Source organism: Pradoshia sp. Z3_51 (assembly GCF_058215915.1).
Genome location: NZ_JBZAJC010000001.1, coordinates 467,941 through 489,779, shown reverse-complemented (window position 1 = coordinate 489,779; position 21,839 = coordinate 467,941). Strand labels below are relative to the sequence as shown.

The 21,839-nt window shown below is 37.2% G+C and carries 20 protein-coding genes, 1 pseudogene and 1 riboswitch; of the genes and pseudogenes, 16 read left to right on the top strand and 5 right to left on the bottom strand.

The window, feature by feature from the left end:
• The first annotated feature begins 90 nt into the window (after positions 1 to 90).
• Entirely contained in the window at positions 91 to 450 is a 360-nt protein-coding gene (locus tag AC4BHA_RS02185; protein ID WP_139891809.1) for a FixH family protein, read from the top strand.
• A gap of 861 nt (positions 451 to 1,311) precedes the next feature.
• A complete protein-coding gene (locus AC4BHA_RS02180; protein WP_066107089.1) occupies positions 1,312 to 1,794 on the top strand; it encodes a DUF6385 domain-containing protein in 483 nt (160 codons plus the stop codon).
• Between the two features lie 41 nt (positions 1,795 to 1,835).
• Here the strand turns inward: AC4BHA_RS02180 and AC4BHA_RS02175 are convergent, their stop codons facing one another.
• Positions 1,836 to 2,330: an Hsp20/alpha crystallin family protein gene (locus AC4BHA_RS02175; RefSeq protein WP_139063858.1), complete on the bottom strand. Its 495-nt coding sequence runs from the start codon at positions 2,328 to 2,330 to the stop codon at positions 1,836 to 1,838.
• Between the two features lie 129 nt (positions 2,331 to 2,459).
• Here AC4BHA_RS02175 and AC4BHA_RS02170 point away from each other — a divergent pair, with 129 nt between their 5' ends.
• Positions 2,460 to 3,224, top strand: a complete 765-nt coding sequence (locus tag AC4BHA_RS02170) for an SDR family oxidoreductase (RefSeq protein WP_066107081.1) — start codon at positions 2,460 to 2,462, stop codon at positions 3,222 to 3,224.
• A gap of 109 nt (positions 3,225 to 3,333) precedes the next feature.
• Here AC4BHA_RS02170 and AC4BHA_RS02165 read toward each other — a convergent pair whose 3' ends face one another.
• Positions 3,334 to 4,698 carry an MATE family efflux transporter gene (locus AC4BHA_RS02165; RefSeq protein ID WP_066107078.1) on the bottom strand — a complete coding sequence of 455 codons (1,365 nt, stop codon included), beginning with the start codon at positions 4,696 to 4,698 and terminating at the stop codon, positions 3,334 to 3,336.
• A gap of 181 nt (positions 4,699 to 4,879) precedes the next feature.
• On the opposite strand from AC4BHA_RS02165, the gene AC4BHA_RS02160 reads away from it, so the two are divergent.
• Positions 4,880 to 5,029 (top strand): YflJ family protein, encoded by a 150-nt coding sequence (locus AC4BHA_RS02160; RefSeq protein ID WP_077248137.1) that lies wholly within the window; start codon positions 4,880 to 4,882, stop codon positions 5,027 to 5,029.
• Between the two features lie 54 nt (positions 5,030 to 5,083).
• On the opposite strand, the gene AC4BHA_RS02155 is transcribed toward AC4BHA_RS02160, so the two are convergent.
• Positions 5,084 to 5,641, bottom strand: a complete 558-nt coding sequence (locus AC4BHA_RS02155) for a GNAT family N-acetyltransferase (protein ID WP_066107075.1) — start codon at positions 5,639 to 5,641, stop codon at positions 5,084 to 5,086.
• Positions 5,642 to 5,919: 278 nt separating this feature from the next.
• A complete protein-coding gene (locus AC4BHA_RS02150) occupies positions 5,920 to 6,720 on the bottom strand; it encodes an undecaprenyl-diphosphate phosphatase (protein ID WP_139891810.1) in 801 nt (266 codons plus the stop codon).
• 143 nt (positions 6,721 to 6,863) lie between these two features.
• Between AC4BHA_RS02150 and AC4BHA_RS02145 the strand changes: the two genes are divergently transcribed.
• The 6 genes from AC4BHA_RS02145 to AC4BHA_RS02120 all read left to right on the top strand — a co-directional run bounded on the left by AC4BHA_RS02145 (position 6,864) and on the right by AC4BHA_RS02120 (position 11,119).
• Complete coding sequence (locus AC4BHA_RS02145; protein WP_225983579.1) at positions 6,864 to 7,187, top strand: DUF4870 domain-containing protein; 324 nt, start codon at positions 6,864 to 6,866, stop codon at positions 7,185 to 7,187.
• Positions 7,188 to 7,310: 123 nt separating this feature from the next.
• Positions 7,311 to 8,117: a hypothetical protein gene (locus tag AC4BHA_RS02140; protein ID WP_148629809.1), complete on the top strand. Its 807-nt coding sequence runs from the start codon at positions 7,311 to 7,313 to the stop codon at positions 8,115 to 8,117.
• 96 nt (positions 8,118 to 8,213) lie between these two features.
• The gene (gene dapF / locus AC4BHA_RS02135; RefSeq protein WP_139891813.1) at positions 8,214 to 9,197 is read left to right on the top strand and encodes a diaminopimelate epimerase; all 984 of its coding nucleotides are present in this window, start codon (positions 8,214 to 8,216) and stop codon (positions 9,195 to 9,197) included.
• A 30-nt stretch (positions 9,198 to 9,227) separates the two neighbouring features.
• A complete protein-coding gene (locus tag AC4BHA_RS02130; protein WP_139891814.1) occupies positions 9,228 to 9,905 on the top strand; it encodes a phosphatase PAP2 family protein in 678 nt (225 codons plus the stop codon).
• A 150-nt stretch (positions 9,906 to 10,055) separates the two neighbouring features.
• Positions 10,056 to 10,394, top strand: a complete 339-nt coding sequence (locus AC4BHA_RS02125; protein ID WP_139891815.1) for a hypothetical protein — start codon at positions 10,056 to 10,058, stop codon at positions 10,392 to 10,394.
• A 566-nt stretch (positions 10,395 to 10,960) separates the two neighbouring features.
• Positions 10,961 to 11,119 carry a hypothetical protein gene (locus AC4BHA_RS02120; protein ID WP_490551420.1) on the top strand — a complete coding sequence of 53 codons (159 nt, stop codon included), beginning with the start codon at positions 10,961 to 10,963 and terminating at the stop codon, positions 11,117 to 11,119.
• A gap of 209 nt (positions 11,120 to 11,328) precedes the next feature.
• Here the strand turns inward: AC4BHA_RS02120 and AC4BHA_RS02115 are convergent, their stop codons facing one another.
• Positions 11,329 to 11,925, bottom strand: a complete 597-nt coding sequence (locus AC4BHA_RS02115; RefSeq protein WP_490558100.1) for a class I SAM-dependent methyltransferase — start codon at positions 11,923 to 11,925, stop codon at positions 11,329 to 11,331.
• A gap of 124 nt (positions 11,926 to 12,049) precedes the next feature.
• A riboswitch (SAM riboswitch) is annotated at positions 12,050 to 12,151 on the top strand.
• A 94-nt stretch (positions 12,152 to 12,245) separates the two neighbouring features.
• On the opposite strand from AC4BHA_RS02115, the gene AC4BHA_RS02110 reads away from it, so the two are divergent.
• The 6 genes and pseudogenes from AC4BHA_RS02110 to AC4BHA_RS02085 all read left to right on the top strand — a co-directional run bounded on the left by AC4BHA_RS02110 (position 12,246) and on the right by AC4BHA_RS02085 (position 21,803).
• Positions 12,246 to 14,105 (top strand): bifunctional homocysteine S-methyltransferase/methylenetetrahydrofolate reductase, encoded by a 1,860-nt coding sequence (locus AC4BHA_RS02110; RefSeq protein ID WP_490558099.1) that lies wholly within the window; start codon positions 12,246 to 12,248, stop codon positions 14,103 to 14,105.
• Positions 14,102 to 17,545: a methionine synthase gene (metH, locus tag AC4BHA_RS02105; RefSeq protein WP_490558098.1), complete on the top strand. Its 3,444-nt coding sequence runs from the start codon at positions 14,102 to 14,104 to the stop codon at positions 17,543 to 17,545. Before AC4BHA_RS02110 ends, metH begins: the two co-directional genes overlap by 4 nt.
• Positions 17,546 to 17,968: 423 nt before the next feature.
• Positions 17,969 to 18,541, top strand: a pseudogene (locus AC4BHA_RS02100) (SDR family NAD(P)-dependent oxidoreductase); the annotation flags it as partial.
• A 214-nt stretch (positions 18,542 to 18,755) separates the two neighbouring features.
• Positions 18,756 to 19,376: a sugar transferase gene (locus AC4BHA_RS02095; protein WP_490558097.1), complete on the top strand. Its 621-nt coding sequence runs from the start codon at positions 18,756 to 18,758 to the stop codon at positions 19,374 to 19,376.
• Positions 19,377 to 19,685: 309 nt separating this feature from the next.
• Positions 19,686 to 20,309 carry a YveK family protein gene (locus AC4BHA_RS02090; RefSeq protein WP_490558096.1) on the top strand — a complete coding sequence of 208 codons (624 nt, stop codon included), beginning with the start codon at positions 19,686 to 19,688 and terminating at the stop codon, positions 20,307 to 20,309.
• Positions 20,310 to 20,336: 27 nt separating this feature from the next.
• Entirely contained in the window at positions 20,337 to 21,803 is a 1,467-nt protein-coding gene (locus AC4BHA_RS02085; protein WP_490558095.1) for an oligosaccharide flippase family protein, read from the top strand.
• Positions 21,804 to 21,839 lie beyond the last annotated feature (36 nt).

Genomic DNA, 21,839 nt, shown 5'->3' with positions numbered 1-21,839 from the left:
TTTGGAGTATGATTAGAATTAGTGGATTGTGAATGATAAGGGGTTGGAATTAAGTTGTTTAAAAAGAATGTATTATTTTTGAGTCTATGTATGATCACAGTAATAATCCTGTTCGGATGTCAGGACAAAGAAGCGGATGAAGAAATGCCAGCTATCATTGATGTCCAGGTAAAACTTTCACCTGAGGCGGCCATAGTGAATGAAAATGTACTTTTTGAGGTGACCGTAACACAGGGGAATGATAAGGTGACGGATGCTGAATCTGTCGAATTTGAATTTGGCAAAAAGGATGGTTCGGATAAAGAGAAAATTGCCGTTAAGCATAAAAAGGATGGTATATACAGTCTTGAAAAGTCATTCTTTCAGGAAGGGGACTATTATATGATTCCTCATGTGACAGCAAGAGGAATGCATGCAATGCCAAAGAAAGAATTTACTGTTGTTAATTAACGATTAATGGATGATCTCAGGATGATTACTCTTTCGTAACCATGATTGCTAATTGTTTGAAATAGAGGAGCAGCTTCTTTGCTGTCTCCTTTTTCTGTTTACGTACCATAATCTTCTTTTATTACTGATTATTGATGCTGACTCTATTATTAGGAGGTGTTTTTAAATGTTTAACTTCCCAAAACTAACAATGATTAGATTCACTAAACTGTTAATTCATTCCGTTATTCTTATTATCACCCTTACTTTTTTAGCTTTATTAAGTGCAGACATAATTGCGTGGGTTATCGGAAGACCTATTGAAAATAGCACAGGTTACGTAACTTTAATTACGATAATTTGGGTTTTCTTTGCTTTACAAAGCGAAAAATATAAGAAACAGTCTGTGTGAATCATTTTAATTATTAAAAATAGAATCGTATAAATAGAAGAAATCTGCGAATATCTTAGGGTAGAAATTTTCAAATGTATGTTTGTGTGATTGTTCCTTTATCTTGCCTTATTCGGCTAAACGGACAGTCATCGGAGCATTAATATCAGAAATAGAAATATGGTTAACGAGACATTTACTCCAAGTAGGATCAATGCCCCATTATATGTTGTACTCCTTATAATACAAACTGGTCAGGTAAGCACAATAAGCATGTTTAGAACAGTTACAGTCTAAATGAAGATGTTCTCCTCCAGGAGAGTGATAATATTGTATAAAAAATGAGTAACATAAATTTTAAATATTCTATTGGTCAAAAAGTTATAGAAGTAGACACTGATAAGAATTCATTTATGCCTTCTTTTCCGAAAGATTGATGCATACACATATAGTTAATTACGTTATGCATCGATAGAAAGGAAGGGTCTATCTTGACAATTCAGGAGAATGATAAAAAGGTAATTGAACCATCTCAGGTGTACAAATTACATAGGGAAGAAAAACAATATACCGCTGAAACGCATAATCAAACAGAATTCAGGATAAAAGAGATTGCAGGATTGGATGTTGGAGAGTTTAATAATAATGCGCATATAAAAAGGGAAAATCATGAATTTGTTAATATAAAAAAAGAGTTGTTTTTTAAATCAAACGGCAATGCACATATCATTTTTGATGTCCACAAATTCAGGTATTTTACGGTTGCAACTGCAAATCCAAATGATAAAGGAATCCATGTTTCCTTATCAGTAAGCCCTGATAACACGATTTATGCCTCTTTGATTGAAAAGCGATTGGTTAACCAGGGTAAATTAGAAATATTGGATTGCCCTAACAGGCTTAAATATATGAAGGTGGAATTCAATGGGAAACCGGGAGATAAAGTTCTTGTATTTTTACAGGGAGAAAAATAAAGGATAGTAAAAAACTGGCCCTGTCATCCAAGCCAGTTTTTTTACCATTCAGGAATAGAAATTTCTGAATAGTTTGATTCATTTACCTTAAAGAGAATGATTTCCAGGATTTCATCCCGATATGAAGATTTCGCTCCCTTTTTTTTTACCGGAGCAGGTAGATGAAAAGAGTGTTTCTCCTCTGGATCCGGGGGTAATCCGGATAGGAGAAGCTTTGTAGAAGTATGGTATACCTTAACGTTAGGTAAATGATCCTCTTTTATTGGGATTCTAATGAAAAGATAATCATGTGTTTCCAGAATATCTACGGAATGTTTTGAATGGACCACCGTTTGCTCATCTGGTTCTGGACTTGATTTAAATTGTTGGTTGATCATTCCTCCTAATTGATCAGGTGATAGCATGGAGAATAATTGTTCCATCTGCTTTTCCATACCTGGCTGATTAAGGAACTTCATCCAATCTGGCATTTGGTTTTGATTTTTGGGAAAAAGGTTCCACGGAAACAATTGATCACCTCGACTTTCAAGAGACATATTAGGTTAACTTACTATATGCGATAAGGGTAATTGTCGTTAATGCAGAAGTCAGCTTTTGATTAACGGAAATGTCATCTTTCAATGTATAATACAGATAGTAAATACTGCCTGTAGGGGGAGAAGAAGTTGACTCGGAAAACGGCTTTAATTACTGGTTCAGCAAGAGGACTGGGCAGAGCTACAGCAAGGCAATTAGCTATGGATGGGATAAATGTCATTACGACCTATCGTACTAATCAAAACAGTGCCATCCAAGATATGCAGGAATTAGCTCAAAACTACAACGTGCAAGCTTATGCTTTGCCATATGATGTAACAGTTCAAGATCATCATCGCAAACTAATTCATCAATGCTATGAATTATGTGGTGGAATTGATATTCTGATACATAATGCTGGTCCATATATACAGGAACGTAAACCAATGATGGAATATATGGAAGAAGAATGGGAATATCTTATTAATGGGAATTTATCGAGTATGTTTTACTTAGCCAGATTGGTTATTCCCTATATGCGAGTGAATAAATGGGGAAGAATTATTACCATGGGGTTTGATCAGTCAGACCACGCTCCGGGCTGGAAATACCGTTCTGCTTTTGCTGCTTCCAAAACGGGATTAACCTCCTTGACAAAAACGCTGGCTTTGGAAGAGGCGGAGTATGGAATCACAGCCAATATGGTTTGTCCAGGGGATATTGTGGATCCTTGGAAGGAAAGCTTTCGTGTAGAAGAAGGTATAGTATCAGAAAATGTTCCAGTTGGAAGGCCTGGAACTGGCGGTGATATCGCACGTGTCATTTCGTTTCTATGTGCGGAAGAAGCTGACTTTATTACAGGAACGGTTATTCCAGTAACAGGTGGGCAGGATGTTTTATCAAAAACCAGATAAGCAGCTTGGCCTTGAAAATTTAGTATGTGTAACTTTGTCTGAAAAATCATCGTAATAGATAGTAAATAAAAAAGTTCGCTTGGTTTATTCAAGCGAACTTTTTGTATGGTTAGCTATTTGAAGTGTGCACAAATTTTCTTTTTTGAACGTATAACAATCTCAATGTTAAACCAGTTGCCCCAACAGCTAGGCCGGAGATTAATCCAATCCAATAACCAAATGCTCCAAGGTCGGTATAATTAGCAAGGAATATGCCAAGTGGAAGCCCTATAATCCAATAGGATAACAGGGACATAAAGAACGTGATATTCACATCCTTATAGCCTCTCAAAGCACCCTGGATTGGTGCCTGAAGAGCATCGGAAAGCTGGAAGAAGATGGCGTAAATTAAGAACTGAGCTGTTAATGAAGCTACCACAGGATCTTTAGTGTATAGAAGAGCAATATAATCTCTGAAAATAAATAAGAAGATAGCACTAATGCCTGCAAAACCAATCGCACAAAAAACACCAAGTATTGAATATTCTTTAGCTGCTTTATAGTTCTTGGCACCTGCCTCATGGCCGACAATGATGGTCAATGCCATCGCAAAGCTAAGTGGTACCATATACAAGAAGGATGAGAAGTTCATGGCAGCCTGATGTGATGCAATCGTAATCGTATCATATGAGCTCATAGCCAGCGTAACTGCTGCAAAGATACTGGTTTCAAAAAAGATGGACATACCTATTGGGAATCCAATTTTCATTAATTCAACCCATTCCTTAAAAACGGGCAATGGCCATGATTTTAAAATGCCAAAACCGGAGAAAGGCTGTAATCTAATGATAATCACTGCTGCAACCAGAGTGATAACCCAATAAGTAATTGATGCAGCGATTCCTGCACCAATACCGCCAAATGCCGGAACACCTAACTTTCCATAGATAAACATATAGTTAAGTACCACATTGACTGGGATCGCAATAAGGGTGATTAGCATGGAGACGGTAGTTTTCCCTAGTGCGTCAATAAATGAACGAAGTACATTGTAAATCATAATTGGTAAGATTCCGAATGCCAAAGCAACTAAATAACCATAGGCTATTTGATAAACATCCGGCTCAAGATTCATGCCTGTTAATATCGGTTTAAGCACTAAAGCACCAGCGCCAATTAGAATGATGGACATTGCGACAGCTACATAAATCGCCTGCATAACAGAAAAGCGAATTTTATCCGCTTTTTCTTTAGCCCCAATTAAGTGGGCGACGATTGGTGTTACTCCCAGTAAAATGCCGGCAAGTCCATTATAGAAAGGACTCCATATAGACGTGCCTATGGCTACTCCAGCTAGGTCTTCAGGACTTGCTTGCCCGGACATAAACGTATCAAAAAAGCTGATAGCGAACAGTCCCAGCTGTGTAATTAATATCGGGAGGAATACCGAAATTATTCTTGAAAAGTTACTCTTTGTAAAAATAGATAAATTCATATCCATGCCCCCCGTATAAAGTAAGTATGACAATAAAAAATTATACCACAAAATAATTCTGCTTTTTAAACTTTAATTTTTACTTAAATTGGCTGGATTATGTTTATTCAGTTATGTGTCATATTAGTTAAAATCACTCATATATTGTATAACGAATAAAACAGAGTGGAGTGAGGAGAGAATGGCATACATAGGTTCGAAGGGTTGGTATGTGGCCAAGCTAAAAGAAAATGGTATAAGAAGGCATCCTGTTGAACGGAGAAAGCTGGAGTTGTACAAAACATATATCTTGAGAAAATTATACGAACAGCAAAAGATAACAAAAGAATAAGGTCGCTATTACGAAAAAAGGTGTATGCACAGTCTACTATGCATAACACCTTTTTTAAGCTTCTTTTATATCAAATACAGACACCTCTGCTGGTTGTCGCATTTGTGATAAAGTGAAGTGGTCCTTTGTTATCTCGAATAAATCAAATGAATACTCCCCTGAGTTGATTTCTTCATATAAGGTTTTTCGACTTTCGTTTGCAAGCATAGTATAGGGCATCTTTTGAGCTGCTTTAAAAGAACGAATATTTTCTTTCTTTATTCTCAGAAAGACCGTTTCAATCTCAAGCTCAAAAAACAATTCTTCAAAGAAATGCTGTTTAGCCAATTGGTTATATCCTTTTCCATGATAGGGTTTCCCTAACCAAGTACCTAAAAAGCCAGCCTGATTGGATACATCATAAAGCGTTATCGTGCCAATTGGATTTCCCCACTCATCGAGAATGGTACGTGAAATCAGTTCGCCACGCTCCTCAGCTTCAATCATTTGTTTAGTAAGAAAGAGATATTCTTCATATTGATGCGTTTTATGGCGCACAAAAGGGAAGACATCGGGGTGAATCATTAAATCAAACAATACAGGACAATCAGATAATTCACGTTTTTTCAACATACAGATCCCTCCGTATGAGGGCAGCCGCTAACTGCGATTTCCCCTCGAAATTTTTTAATGTAATATCAAAAAATTTCGGGGTGGGAATCGAACCCACTAGGACCATTACTGGTGGCGCACCATTTGCCTTCCCTAATTTTCGCTTATACAATTTTCAAAAATAAACTATTTCTGAAAGTATCATACAAGATTTTTTAGTAAAATGAAATAGTTTTTTTTCGTCATTTTTTGTACATTTTTTTAACGGAATTTAATGCCTATTTATCGTAAAAATAAAGTTAGAATATATTTAGGTGCTGAAGTATTAATATGACAGCTCCCAATAGAATGACATAGATAGCAAAAGGCTTTAAGGAATGATTTTTAATATATTTAATCATCCAGGAAACAGCAAGATAACCAAATATAGCAGAAAAAATTGTACCGAGAAATAAACCTTGGAATGAAATTGCTTCGACGGGTCCTGTCAATAAATCTCTACTCTTAAATAATATTCCTCCGAATATTACCGGTATGGAGAGAAGGAAGGAAAAGTAAGCAGCGGTTTCACGGTTAAGCCCGCTGAAGAGTCCAGCTGCCATCGTAAAACCGGATCGAGAGATGGCTGGGAAAATGGCGGCCGCCTGGAAAGTTCCAATAAATAACGCTTGTTTATAAGTAATGCTCTCTAAATTTTTATTTTGTTTGGGCATAATATCTGCATACCATAAAACAATTCCAGTTATAAGGAATTCCCAACCAATTGTAACCCCGGATTTAGAAATGCCTTCAAAATAATCATTGAATAGTACACCTGCTAATACTGCAGGGATTGTCCCGATTATCAAAAGGAATGTCATTTTTGAAAATGGTTTTTTAAGAAGTTTTATAATTTCATGCCCATAAAAGATCAGCAATGCAATAAGTGTCCCTGTATGAAGCAGGGTATCCAGTAATAATCCTGCTTCATCAAGACCGAATAAATGTCTCCCTAAATATAAATGACCCGTACTGGAGATAGGGAGAAATTCAGTAAGACCCTGGATGATCCCCAGTACTATTGCTTTCCATTCTTCAAACAAATTAGCCAGCCTCCTCATGCAGGTTACAAAACCAAATTTTTATACTTGTCTATAGTTTCTGTATAGAGTGTATGAAGAACTAAAAGAAATCATGAAAGCTTTGAAACCTAAATGTTGAATGAATCGCATAAATTTATATAAAGATACGGGAGGTTTTAATGATGCAAAATACAAATGATAAATTATGGGCAGTAGCCATCTATGTCAGCAGTTTTTTCTTAGTGCTGGTTGGGCCACTCGTTATATGGTTAATTAAAAAGAATGATTCAGATTTTATCGATTACCATGGTAAGGAATATTTAAACTTTTTAATCAGCTATACGATTTACACCTTTATAGCATTTATATTGGCGTTCATCGGTATTGGTTTTATCCTTGCTTGGCTGATTGGAATATATGTGTTGGTATTTACAATAGTGGCTGCTGTAAAGGCATATTCTGGAGAATATTATCAAATCCCATTAACACTTCGAATATTGAAATAGCAATAGCTAAGACCTTGGCATTATTTCTGCCGGGTCTTTTTTAAATCCGTTACTATTTTGGACATGTCCAGCATAGAATGTATGGATGGTTATCAGGTTTAAAAAATTGGCGGTGAAAAATCCTTGACTACTAAGCATTATTACCAAAAAATTCATAGCATATATACAGCAGAATTAGTTGCATACTTTGTAGTCGGTCTTCTCTGTTTTTTGTTTGCCTGGTTGAATGGATTCGATATCATATTAGCTGCGTGTGTTACCTGTCCTTTTATAGTGCTGGTTCTTTTTTCTATCAATCGTAATTTCAGACTGAAAAGCAGAATGAAGAAACTTCCGGAAGCGAAAGTGGCTGATGAGGAAGGCTCACCGCTGACGAACAGCCAATATTTCCTTGGATTTTTACCAGCCCCGACCCTTCATATGGCTATTTTCTCACCAGAAGGTAATCTGGTTGGATCTCTTAAAGATAAACGGGAAAATATTTGGATGTGGATTATTCCAGCTTCATTGCTTATTTTTTTACCGAGAAGATATATCTTATCTGACAGCAACGGCCATGTATTATGTGAGTATCGAAGCCGTTTTGGGTTAAATGGGGATATTGAAATTTTAACGTCTGAGCAAGAACAATTAGGCAGGTATAAGCAATCTAAACAACTGGGAAAAAAAAGTACAAGCAATGTGGCAAACCCATATGGAATCCGGCAATATGGCGGTGAAATCCTTCATGGATCTGAATTCATTGTTGAACAAACATATGATAAGCGGAAAATTGTACATTATTCTTGCGGATGGATGCCGGCATACTACAGTAAACATTTTCTTGATCCCAATACACCTCTCCTGACATTTACGGAAGGAGCAACAGAGGATGAAAAGAGAATAGGCTATTGCTTTTGCCTTGATTACCTTCAGCAGCAAAACCACTGACCACTCCTATAAACGTCGCTAAACTTTAGCTTGTTGCACAATATGTTTTATAATGGTGAAATAGTGAAGAGAATGTTGTTTGAAGGGAGCAGGAGAATGGATATAAAGATAATTAAAGTACATGGTTCTAACAATGATTTTTATTTAATCGATGAAATGGATACCAAGCTGTCATTAACAGATGAAGAACGAAGCCAATTGGCTATAAATATGTGCAAGCGGACGGGCACAGAGGGAGCAGATGGAATTCTCTTTGTGTTAAACAGTGAGGCCTCAGATGCCAGAATGAGAGTCTTTAATGCAGATGGTTCAGAAGCATCCATGTGTGGGAATGGACTCCGTTGTGTAGGTCGGTATGTTCAAGAAAAATTGAAGAAAAATAACCTGCTGATAGAAACGATGAAAGCCACCCTGCAGGTTAAGAAAGAGCCGGACATGTATAAGGATATCCCTACATACCGCGTCGAAATATCTCCGGTTATCAAGGCAACGAGTGCATTGCCCATGAATACTGAAATGGACGAAATCATCAATCAAAAACTGCCGTTTATTGACGAGAATCTTACGTTCACAACCCTGTCAGTACCAAATCCACATCTGATCAGTCTTGTTGATAAAGAGGTAATCCATTCGGATAAACAAGAGAAAATAGCAACTATGCTGAATGGTGAGAATGACTGGTTTACAGATGGTGTGAATGTCAGCTTCGTGTCCCGTCTGGAGGAAGGATCCATTTTTGTTCGCACATTTGAACGAGGTGTTGGCTTTACGGATGCTTGCGGAACGGCAATGTCAGCTTCAAGCCTTGTTACGAAATGGATTGATGAGTTGGCTGATGAAGCAGTTCTGCACGTCTATAATCCAGGCGGAATGGTACTGTGCCAGGTCCATGATTTGCCAGATGAAACGTGGATTGATTTGATTGGCAATGCAACGTATGAGTATGAAACGGTTATTCAGTTAAATTTGGATACACTACATGTTAGCTTTGGAGAAAGGAAAGTCTATAAAGAAGAGGCAGATGCTTATTCAGCATTCCAACAACATGCTAAAGCGTTTGTAGAATCTAAAATAGGCTGAGCTAATACATATTAGAATAGGAGGGCAGAAATGAAGAAGCAGACGAATACCTTTTTAAATGTTCATGTAATCACCTTTTTCGTATTAATCGCCCTCTTTATTGTGTGTACCATCCTATTCGTAGATATTGCAGAGAACATAAATGAGAATGAGCTTTATCATTTTGATATGACAATCATCCAGGCTGTGCAGGGGAGTATTAATGAATTAAGCACAAAAGTACTTACCTTTATAACTAATCTTGGATCAGTTGATGGCAATATTCTATTGGTTATCCTATTCTCTGTGTTTTTATTATTTAAAAAACGTGTATTAAGTGTCATATTCTTAATCATCACGACATTATCGGGCGGTTATGTTAACCATTACTTAAAATGGATTTTCCAGCGGGAGAGACCAACATTGAATCCATTGATCGAGGTAAATGGCTTCAGCTTTCCGAGCGGTCATGCTATGTCATCCTTTATCCTATACGGCGCACTTATGATCATAACTACCAGAATCACGAAGAATTGGCCCATTAGATTGGCTGTCTATGCGATTTGTATTTTTTTGATTTTAACGATGGGCTACAGCCGAATCTACTTGGGTGTCCATTATCCGAGTGATGTAATTGCAGGGTATATTGCAGGATGTGCATGGCTTGCTATCATTGCTACTGTATTTACGTTTGGGGAATATCGGAAAACAAAAGGTTCGAAATCGTAATAGGCTGTCCATAAGCCATAATGGCTTATGGACGGCTATTTTTTATGGAAATCTTGGCTGTCTGAAAATAAAAAAGGTTTCTAAGGAAATATTTGTTATAATAATTTATAAAGAAAAAATTCTGGAATAAGTAAACAAGGGGATTTTAGTATGATTGATTTGATTATTGGGTTGTTAATCAATGGGTTAGTAATAGTTGCGTTTTTAAACATCAACAAATTTAATGCCCAAAAACTAAAATTATCAATAGTAAGTCTTATATCAACTATCATTGTTGTAGTTGTTCCTACCTTAGGTTATCGATTTGATAAGAGTATTGGTGATTATTATTTCGGTTTTCCTGCTGATATTTTAGTTTATCATGGTGGAATGCTGTTTTCTTTAGTCTCGTTTGGCTTTTTGTTTAACTTCTTTTTCTTTTATTGGGTGTTTAAACTAATAGTTAAATTAGGAGTGCTTATTAGGCCTGTGAACAAGGGAAATTATTGATGTTATTTAAAAGGGGTTGCTTAGGCTGCTCCTTTTCTTATAGGGTTCCCATTTCGCTTAATGCAGCAGCCAAAGTTAGTTACTTCAGTGTGAAATAGACGTAGCGGTAAAACCGCAATATCGGTTAACGATGTTATGTTGGGATAGCTGAAGAAGAGAAAGTATAATTTTTAATTAAGGTAATATTAAGTGATAATCGTTGAATGCCTTTTTGTGTTGAACTTCTTATGGCAGTAAAGGTTCAGGATAACGAAAAAGAGTTTTACATAAGAATAAGGAATTGATAAAAATCAATTTAATAGGGAGAAAAACATGGGGCATTAGTTGAATAATTGCGACAATAAAAAAGCTGTCTCTCTTTAAGTCATCAGCAACAATACTTGTGAACAGAGAGCAAATAAAAGAGATCCATTAGCAAGGATTAAAGATATTTAATTACCTTAAAAAGACAACCAGAGCAATTATGTTATCAATAACATATATGGTATAATTTTCATACAACTACTTGGTGCGGGTGGTATGCGCCTTCTTTTCCTTATATAAAGGAGAAGGGAGGTGATATACTTATGGATTTTCTAATAGCTCTGGCAAAAGATGTAGCAATGATCTTTTTCACGACCCTTGCTGCCGGCATCGCCACGCGATTCGCCAATCTTCGGCTAAAGGGCAAACGAAAAACCACCCCGCGCCGACCAAAGCATAAGGGTGGTTCCTCTAAGAACTAAACTATTTGCATACCACTCGCTCTATAGTTGTACCAGGGAGTATCCAGCTCTCTGGTTTTTTAATATATGTCTATATGTTTATAATATACCCTAAATAATAGAAATTCAATCAAAACTGATGGAGAAGCTTATGGTTTTTATAGGTTCAAAAGGGTCAGATAGAAAGATTGCGTCAGCTTGATTGGAACTTCTAATATTCATAAAAAAGGCTATTTGATGGCTGTTACATTAATAGATAAGCACGGTTTGAGTGGTTTTGTTTGAACCTTAATAGATTTAAAGCCTGTTTTGTTTAGAACCTCTTTAATCTCATCGGCAAATGCATAAGCCTGTTCTTCAGTTGCTTCTTCCTGCCTTGGCTGTACGGTTATAGTCAGTTTTCCATTCTCTTTTAATAAAGAATGTATTTTTTGAATACAAGCCTCTTGATTTTCCCATAATGGATAACTATTTACACTGAATATTTTATCGTACACTATTGGATTGGGAATCTCGAGAACAGTTCCATTAAACAAACGAAGCTGATTGCGGTTGAGTTGTTCTTGATTACGCTTGCTCGCATTGTTCACCATTTCTTCTGATGGATCGACACCATCAATTTGGATGGTTGGGTACTTCTTAAAAAGCATATGCATTCCTTCACCTGGACCAAAGCCAACTTCAAGCAGTGTGTCATTTGGGGTAATAGACAATTGATCAAATGTCCATTCATATAATTCCTCATTTTCGTAGGCCATTATTTTACCTGCAATCTTTCCGAGGACACCAGTTGGATTTTTAAACTGATTTGTTATTATTTCCTTCATCTAACATCACTCCTATCCCATACATACCCAAAATACTGAATCGTTAACTCTTTTGGGTTAATTATCAAAATAGATTGAAATAACTGAAAATTTATAGTAAATTAAGTAAATATATAATTTCATATTCTTATCTAGAGAGATGGAGGGACTGGCCCGTTGAAATCTCAGCAACCTGGATGGTAATCCAAGGTGCTAAATCCAGCAAGCAATGCTTGAGAGATGAGAGACCTTAGGAAAGAGGGCTTTCATGATGAAAGCTCTTTTCTATTAGTCTGTTTTCCTCATCAGAGACATTAACCAACTAATTAGGGGGAAAGACAGTGAAACTACTGGAAACGTTAAATGAAAAAATTCTAGTCGCAGATGGGGCGAGTGGAACACTTTTATATTCATTTGGAATTGATAGTTGCTTTGAAGAGCTTAATTTGACAAACCCCAATCAGATCAAAAAGATGCATAGAAGTTATATTGAGGCTGGTGCTGATGTGATTCAATCGAATACATTCGGGGCAAATTTTCATAAATTAAAGCGCTATGGTCTCGAAAGGGAAGTTTCTCAAATTAATAGAGCCGGAATGAAAATAGCGAAAGATGCGGCTGATCCAAACACATTCATCATCGGCACGATTGGCGGCTTGCGGAGCTTTAGGAATTCAGAATTAACACTAACGGAAATTAAGGGATATTTCGATGAACAGCTGACCGCTTTATTGGAAGAAAAGCCGGATGGCATTTTACTTGAAACCTATTATGATTTAGACGAATTATTAACGGTAATAGAGTCGGCTAGAAAAATGAGTGATCTTCCTCTTATCGCGAATATTTCTCTGCATGAAACAGGCCTTTTGCAAAATGGTATGCATGTCAGTGAGGCGTTTTCTCTTATGAAAAAAACAGGCGCTGATGTGTTAGGCATCAATTGTCGGATGGGTCCTTATCATATGATTCGCTCATACGAAGAAGTACCTTTATTGGAAGATACCTATTATACGGCTTATCCAAACGCCAGCTTACCTGATTTATCAGATGGAAGATATGTCTATTCGACAGAAGCGGATTATTTCATTAATAGTTCAAGGCAGCTTGTGAAGCAGGGGGTCCGGCTGCTAGGTGGATGCTGTGGTACAACTCCTGCCCATATTCAGGCCATTCGTAAAGGAATCGAAGATCTTCATCCTGTAAAGGTGAAAGATTTTGTAGCCAAGCCGAAGCATCAGCCTATATCATATGAAATCATTCAATATAAACGAAAAGGTCCAGATACAATTTCAGGTAAGGCAAAAAAACAAACGACGGTTATCGTGGAGTTGGACCCACCAAAGACGTTCGGCCTGGAGGATTTTTTAATAGGAAGTCGCTACCTATTAGATTCGGGTGCCGATGCGATTACACTTGCGGATAATTCATTGGCGTCACCGAGAATATCCAATCTTGCGGTAGCGTCGATTTTACAATCAAAGTTAAATACGGTGCCTCTTGTTCACTTAACTTGTCGAGATCATAATCTGATTGGCTTGCAATCTCATTTAATGGGCATGCATTCCCTTGGATTATCAGAGGTGTTGGTGGTGACTGGGGATCCTTCAAAAATTGGTGATTTTCCGGGCGCGACTTCTGTATATGATCTTTCTTCAATGGACCTGATTTCATTGGTTAAGCAATTGAATGAGGGGCGCTCCTATTCAGGAAAATCGCTGGGTAGCCGGGCGAATTTCGATATCGCAGCTGCCTTTAATCCAAATGTAAAGTACATAGATAAAGCCGTACAGCGAATGGAAAAGAAAATTCAGGCTGGAGCTGATTATTTCTTAACCCAGCCCGTGTTTAGTATTGAAAAATTAGAGGAAGTATACGCGGCAACCAGGCATATAACAAAGCCGATTTTTATTGGCATTATGCCTTTAACGAGTCACCGGAATGCAGAGTTTTTACATAATGAAGTGCCAGGTATTTCATTGCCGGTTCATGTTAGAGAGGCGATGGAAAGAGCCGGAACGGATAAGGAAGCCTGTGCTCGCGAAAGCTTTGCCATTTCAAAAGAATTAGTGGACGCGGCAAGTGAACTATTTAACGGTATCTATATTATTACACCTTTTATGAAATATGAATTAAGCGGGCATTTGGTTCGGTACATCAAAGAACAGAAATCAGTTGTAAATAAGGAAGTGCATCTATCATGAGAACAGAAAAATTGAAAGAGTTATTGGCTGAAAGAATAGTTATTCTAGATGGAGCAATGGGAACCATGATTCAGGCGCATCAATTAATAGAGGATGATTTTGGCGGGGAACAATACGATGGGTGTAATGAGTATTTAACGCTAACCCGCCCGGATGTAATCCAATCGATTCATGAAGAGTACTTGGCAGCAGGTGCGGATATTATTGAAACAAACACATTCGGGGCAACTCCAATTGTACTGGATGAATATAATCTTGGTCACCTGGCATATCAGCTGAATAAAGAATCAGCTCAATTGGCTCGAAAAGCAACAGAACAGTTTGACAGTCCTGACAGCCCTCGCTTTGTTGCAGGTTCGATGGGACCTACGACCAAAACCTTATCCGTAACAGGCGGAGCCACTTTTGAACAATTGGCAGATTCATATGAAGAGCAAACGAATGGCCTGCTTGATGGGGGAGTTGATTTGCTTCTCTTGGAAACATCGCAGGATTTATTAAATGTGAAAGCAGCTTATATTGGAATGAAAAGAGCATTCTCATCTTTAGGCAGGGAAGTTCCATTAATTATCTCAGGAACGATTGAACCAATGGGGACTACTCTAGCCGGTCAAACCATTGAAGCTTTTTATATATCGTGTGAGCATATGAATCCTCTTGCAATCGGGCTTAATTGTGCAACTGGTCCAGAGTTCATGGCTGACCATATCAGGTCTTTATCTGAATTAAGCACTGCTGCAGTAAGCTGTTACCCGAATGCGGGATTACCAGATGAAAATGGCCAATATAATGAATCGCCTTCCTCCCTAAGCAAGAAGATCAAGCAATTTGCCGAAAAAGGTTGGATTAATCTTGTTGGCGGCTGCTGCGGAACGACTCCTGATCATATTCGAGCTATTAAAGAAGCGGTTACCGGAATTGAAGCGAGGCAAATTAATGGCAAACAGGGTAATCATGCTGTCTCTGGTATTGATGCCTTAATCTATGATGATTCAATGAGACCTTTATTTGTAGGTGAACGGACAAATGTGATTGGATCCAGAAAGTTTAAGAATCTGATTAAGGACAGGAAATTTGAAGAAGCTTCCGAGATTGCTAGACAGCAAGTCAAAAAAGGAGCCCATGTAATAGATGTGTGCCTAGCTGATCCAGATAGCGATGAAGTGTCTGATATGGAAGAATTCATGAAAGAAGCGGCTAAAAAAATAAAGGTGCCTTTTGTTATCGATTCAACCGATGAAATGGTCATCGAAAAAGCACTCCGCCATTCTCAGGGTAAAGCAATCATTAATTCGATAAATTTAGAGGATGGGGAAGAACGCTTTGAGAAAATTGTTCCATTGGCAAAAGAGTATGGTGCAGCCTTGGTTGTTGGAACAATTGATGAAAAAGGGATGGCCGTAACAGAAGAACGAAAACTGGAGGTTGCCCAGAGATCGTATCAACTGTTAACAGAAAAGTATGGAATCGTACCGGAGGATATTATTTTTGACCCGCTTGTTTTTCCGGTTGGTACTGGTGATGAACAATACCGGGAAGGAGCTGCGGAAACGGTAAAGGGACTGGCGGCCATTAAAAAAGAGCTTCCGAGAACATTAACGATTTTAGGCATCAGTAATGTATCGTTTGGACTGCCGAATGAGGGAAGAGAGGTCCTGAATGCCGTTTATTTATACCACTGTACAAAGGCTGGCTTGGACTATGCGATTGTCAATACAGAAAAATTAACCCGATTTGCGTTAATCCCTGAGGAGGAAGTTAAATTATCAGAGAATCTTTTGTTTCATAACTCAGAAGAATCTCTTGCTGAGTTTGTTGCTTTTTATAGGACAAAAAAGCCTGTTCAAAAGGAAACGAAAGAAAAACTCCCATTAATGGAGCGCCTGCCTGAATACATTATCGAAGGGACAAAGGACGGGTTGAAGGAGGATATTGATGAAGCTCTTGAAAAAGGGATGGAGCCGCTTGATATCATCAACGGTCCATTAATGGCCGGTATGTCGAAGGTTGGAGAACTATTTAATGATAACCAGTTAATCGTAGCTGAAGTATTGCAAAGCGCGGAAGCCATGAAAGCAGCCGTTTCGCAGCTTGAACCATTGATGACTAAATCAGGTACAACGTCTACAAAAGGAAAAATGGTGCTGGCAACCGTGAAAGGGGACGTACATGATATCGGGAAGAATCTCGTTGATATCATCATGAGTAATAATGGCTATGAAGTGGTTGACTTAGGCATTAAAGTAGCTCCGCAAACCTTGATTGAATCCGTCCGAAATGAGAACCCAACTATTATTGGCTTGTCAGGCTTGTTGGTAAAATCAGCCCAACAGATGGTTATTACCGCTCAGGATTTAAGAGAAGCGGAAATTGATGTTCCGATTGTAGTAGGAGGAGCAGCTCTTACCAGGAAATTTACAAGGGGACGAATAGCTCCTGAATATAATGGACCAGTCTTTTATGCAAAGGATGCCATGAATGGACTCGATTTAATCAATCAGCTCCATGACGAAGAAAAAAGGCCATCCTTTCTCGCTCAGCTAGAGGCAGAAGCGAATAAGCAAGCAGAAGTGATTTCGATTGAAACAAAAAGGGATATTCAAGTGGCAGAAAAACGTGATAAAACAGTGAAGGATCAAGAGAATGTACCAGTCCCCGAGGACTTAAACCGGCATATTCTACAGGATTACCCACTATCTCTGGTGTACCCATATGTAAATAAACAAATGTTATTTGGCCATCACCTTGGAATGAAGGGGAAAGTGGATCGGTTGTTTGAGGAAGAAAATCCAAAATTATTGGAACTTGCAGCTATAGTTGATGAGATTCTCGAAAACAATCAGATTAAATTATCAGCGATGTATCAATATTTCCCTGCTAAAAGTGATGGAGAAATCCTGAAAATATGTTCTCCAGCTAATCCGGACGAAGTACTCGAAACATTTAACTTTCCGAGACAATCTAAAAAGCCTTATTTATGCCTATCTGATTATGTAAGGGACCATGAATCAGGTGTACAGGATTATGTAGGATTGATGATTGTCACAGCTGGTAAAGGCATAAAGGAAATAGCAGAAGGATGGAAAAAAGAAGGGCAGTATTTAAAGAGCCATGTCATCCAATCACTCGCACTCGAATGTGCAGAAGGATTAGCCGAACGAGTCCACCATCTTATGAGGGATGCTTGGGGAATCCATGACTCTATTGATATGACAATGAAAGAACGTTTGAGTGCTAAGTATACCGGTCAGCGTTATTCGTTCGGATATCCAGCTTGTCCGAATCTCGAAGATCAGGAAAAGCTGTTCAGGTTGCTAAAACCGGAGGATATCGGAATTCAATTGACGGAAGGATTTATGATGAATCCTGAAGCATCAGTTTCTGCGATGGTCTTTTCGCATCCGGAGGCGAGGTATTTTAATGTGGGGCGGAAAGAGTAATCGCTAAACTTAAGAATTATATGTTGATGAAACGTTCTTGTATAGATAATTAGAAAGGTACAACTTACTATAATGTTGGATTTATTAGTTATATAGAAAGCTACAATAGCATGTAATCTTATATTTAGAAGCATCCTTAATTTTGAACTGCCCCTCCATTTAGATTTGCGTCTAACTTTGAAGGGGCTTTTTATAGGTCAGTTTAATTACTTTTCAGCTACTTCCGATGATTGATAATCAATCAATATCGTGACCCTCTCATTACACATTACACTTTATTGCAGTTTGCTTGAATATGTGTAGATTCTGTATCCAAAGTTGGCTTTGGCCAGTATGTGTAGATGTCAAGGCTGCATCAGTAAAGGAACCACTAATGAAGATAGATTTATGATTGTATTCAAGTAGTTCCGTTTAAAAGTAGATGTATCAGACGAAAATCAAGTAAAGGATATGGTGTCACACGTGGTTGAAAAATATGGACACCTTGACATTATGATTGCCAATGCAGGTATTGGTGGAGGAGGTTCCACACTAGATCTTCCAACTGATGAATATGAGAAATACATAGGTATTAATCAAAATGGTGTATTCTATTGCAGCCGTGAAGCGATTCGCCAGATGGTTGCACAGGGTACGGGCGGAGCGGTCATTAACGTTTCTTCTATTCTAGGCTTAGTAGGTTCAGCAGGTGCTTGTTTCTATAACGCTAGTAAAGGTGCGGTAAGATTAATGACAAAATCAATGGCCTTGGAATTTGCTCCTTTTAACATTCGAGTAAACAGTGTCCATCCCGGCTATGTTATTACAGGTATGGTAAATGAGGATGTTGCAGGAACAGAAGGAATTGAAATGTTAAAATCACTTCATCCGCTATCAAAAGGAATCGAACGCTTGGGTAAACCGGAAGAAATTGCACATGCCATCATTTTTGCAATAGAAAATACTTTTTTAACAGGAGCAGAAATTGTTGTAGACGGAGGATACACTGCTCAATAAAGAAATACATAAAAAGATCCACTGGACTGCTGGTATTGATAAGAGATTTCACAAATGTGAAATCTCTTTTTTGTGCCTTCATTAACAAGATTTGTCTACATTTAATCCTTACTGTGGGGGTATTTGGGCTTAAATGGTGATGTTCAATCCGAACGTATAAAATTTTTTGAAATATATATAGGATAAATACTTTGGACAAAAAGGAGGGGATATAGTGAAACGACTATTTGATTTTGTCATTTCTTCTTGTCTGATTATAGTTTTATTACCTCTAATAATAGCAATAATGGCAGCGGTACGAATAAAGCTTGGATCTCCTTTATTATTCAAACAGATGCGGTCAGGATTTCAAGGGAAACCTTTTTATATATATAAGTTTCGTACGATGACAAATGAAAGAGATCAATACCAACAATTATATTCAGACGAACTAAGATTAACAGCATTTGGGAAATTTTTGCGACATTATAGCTTAGATGAATTGCCACAGCTTTTTAATGTCCTTAAGGGAGACATGAGTTTTGTTGGGCCAAGACCGTTGTTGGTAGAATATATGTCATTATATAACGAAGAACAGCTCCGTCGCTTTGAGGTTAAACCTGGTATTACAGGATGGGCACAAATCAAAGGAAGGAATACGATAAGCTGGGCAGAGAAATTTAAATTAGATGTATGGTATGTTGATAATCGTTCTTTTTTCTTAGATACAAAGATTTTTTTCATTACGGTCATACGTATATTTCGTCCTAAAGATATTAACCAGCCAAGTAAAGCAACAGTAGAACGTTTTGGGGGAAATGTTGAAAAGACAAGCCATGATAGGGATCATAATTAAAAACCAAATTGGTATATTTTTAACATATTTAACGGCCTTAGTCCACACCAATTGTGGGTTAAGGCTGTTTTTAATAGTGTCTACCTATTTTAGGCAAGGCAGGTGTCTATGGGTCTTTCTTTTCAACTATTTTAGCTCAATTTACACTCATTTTGGTTCCTTATAAATTAATTCATCTTTGAAATAAAGCGATTTCTGTATCCTAAAAGCGAACAAAGCTCATATTTTTCACACATATAAGTATCAGGCTACATAGTTTATAAAGGAATATTGATAAAGCTTATCTTATTTAAGGAAAGGAAGAAGAAAATGACAGAAGAGAATCTTAATTTTACTAATTTTTTTCAGCAAATTTTTAAGCGCTCCTGGCTTATTATTCTGTTTACATTTGTAGCTGGGATAACTAGTACTTATATTTCCTACTTTGTGATTGAACCAGTTTATCAGGCAAAGGTGAATTTGTTGGTTAGTATAAAGGAGACTAAAGATAATAAAGCTGTACATTCCAATATAGATGAATCGTTAAAATTGGTTGCTACTTATCAAGACATTCTTCAAAGTCCTCTAATATTAAAGGAAGCTCAGCAAGAATTAAATAATCAAGGCTATAATATTCAAATAGATGAAGAAAATGTAAGTGTTGCATATAAAGAAAAGTCACAAGTTCTTGAACTGCTTGTTGAAGATAAAAGCTCTACCACAGCGTCTCTTATTGCAAATGCGATTGCAACTGCTATTGATGAACAAGCTGAGAAAATCATGATGAGCAAATCAAAAAATATAAGCATTTTGAATACTGCAGCTGTTTCTGACGATCCTGTAAGCCCTCAACCATTCATGATTATAGGTATAACGGTTATTATTGCCTTTATCGTCTCCATTTGGATTACTCTTCTAATTGACAATATAAGTAAAAAGCGTAAAAACTCATAAAGTCAGTATGATAAGGAGATATCGGTCTTGAGGCGCTTTATAAAAGAAACCTATATTCTTTTTGTTGTTACAGCATTGTCAGCGCTGATTTCATTTGTAACAGGAGTATGGATCAGAAATATACTTGGCCCGGCTGATTATGGGGTTTGGACTATTTTCTCAATGATCTTAACCTATGGATACTATATGAATCTTGGAATTTTAGATGGATTTAGTCGTGATATTCCCCGTTTATTGGGGGAGAAAAAGCATGGTCAAGTTCAGAAAGTAAGGAACATCGTTTTCACTTGGATGTTGAGTTCGGCAGTTTTAGTTATTGCTGCTATAGTCATTATTATCCTGTTACCCTTATCACAGTTTGAAACGATTTTGAGCATAATTGCTATTTTGATTGTTCCTTTTCAAAACCTGACATTATTTCATAATCATCTATTCTTAACAACCCAACAATTCAGTATGGTAGCAATGATTCAGCTGCTTATTGGTTCAGTTCAATATATCCTCATGGCGATCTTCGCTTTGTTTTTAGGAGTATACGGATTATTTTTAGGTGTAATCACTGGAAACATAATCGCAATATTCTATAGCCGTTTAAGGCTAACGTATAAGCTGGATTTTGAGTGGGACTGGAAAATCCTCAAAGGTATGCTTTCGTATGGTGTGCCGATTACACTAATCGGAATTTTATTAAGTGTCCTTACAACGCTTGATCGACTTATCGTCTATGTGTTTTACGGATCAGATTCTGTTGGTCATTACGGTTTAATTTCGCTTATTTACCAAGGTATTATGGTTCTGCCTGCTGTTTTTCACCAAGTTATGTACCCAAAGATTAGCCATAATTACGGAGAGTTTAGAGATAAAAGAAAATTAAAATCGATTGTCATAAATTCATCGATCAACTTATCTTATTTTAGTCCAATTCTTCTAGGCTTGCTTTATATTATATTTCCTTCATTTGTTAGCCTATTAATGCCACAATATTTAGTTGGGATTGAAGCCGCTAAAATTGTTGTTGTTGGCATGTTTTGTTTACTATGGGCAGCATTATATGCTCAGTATTTAATGGTAGTGAATAAACAATGGACGTATTTGAAAATTCTATTATTCGCTGTTTTTATAAATGCGATTCTCAATATAATTTTTATTCAGGTAGGGCTTCATATAGAGGGAGTTGCTTTAGGTACAGCTATCACATATATCATATATCCGATGATGATGATGTGGAGTTGTTATAGAGACATGGGTGAAAAAGTAATTGAATTCGTTAAAGATGCCACAAGGGTAATCGCTCCGTTTATCGTCATGATTGTCTTTCTAATAGTTATTAATCAATTTGAGCTCCAAGTTATGTTTAAAACGATTGCTTATGTGGTTTTTTATATGATTTTCCTGTGTATTTCTTCATACCAAATATCAAATCTAATTTCATTGAGAAGAAAGATTATAGGGTTCATCAAATTTCAAATAAATTACTATAACCATAAGAGATAACTCAGCAAACCTATATTAAAAGAAATATATAGGAGT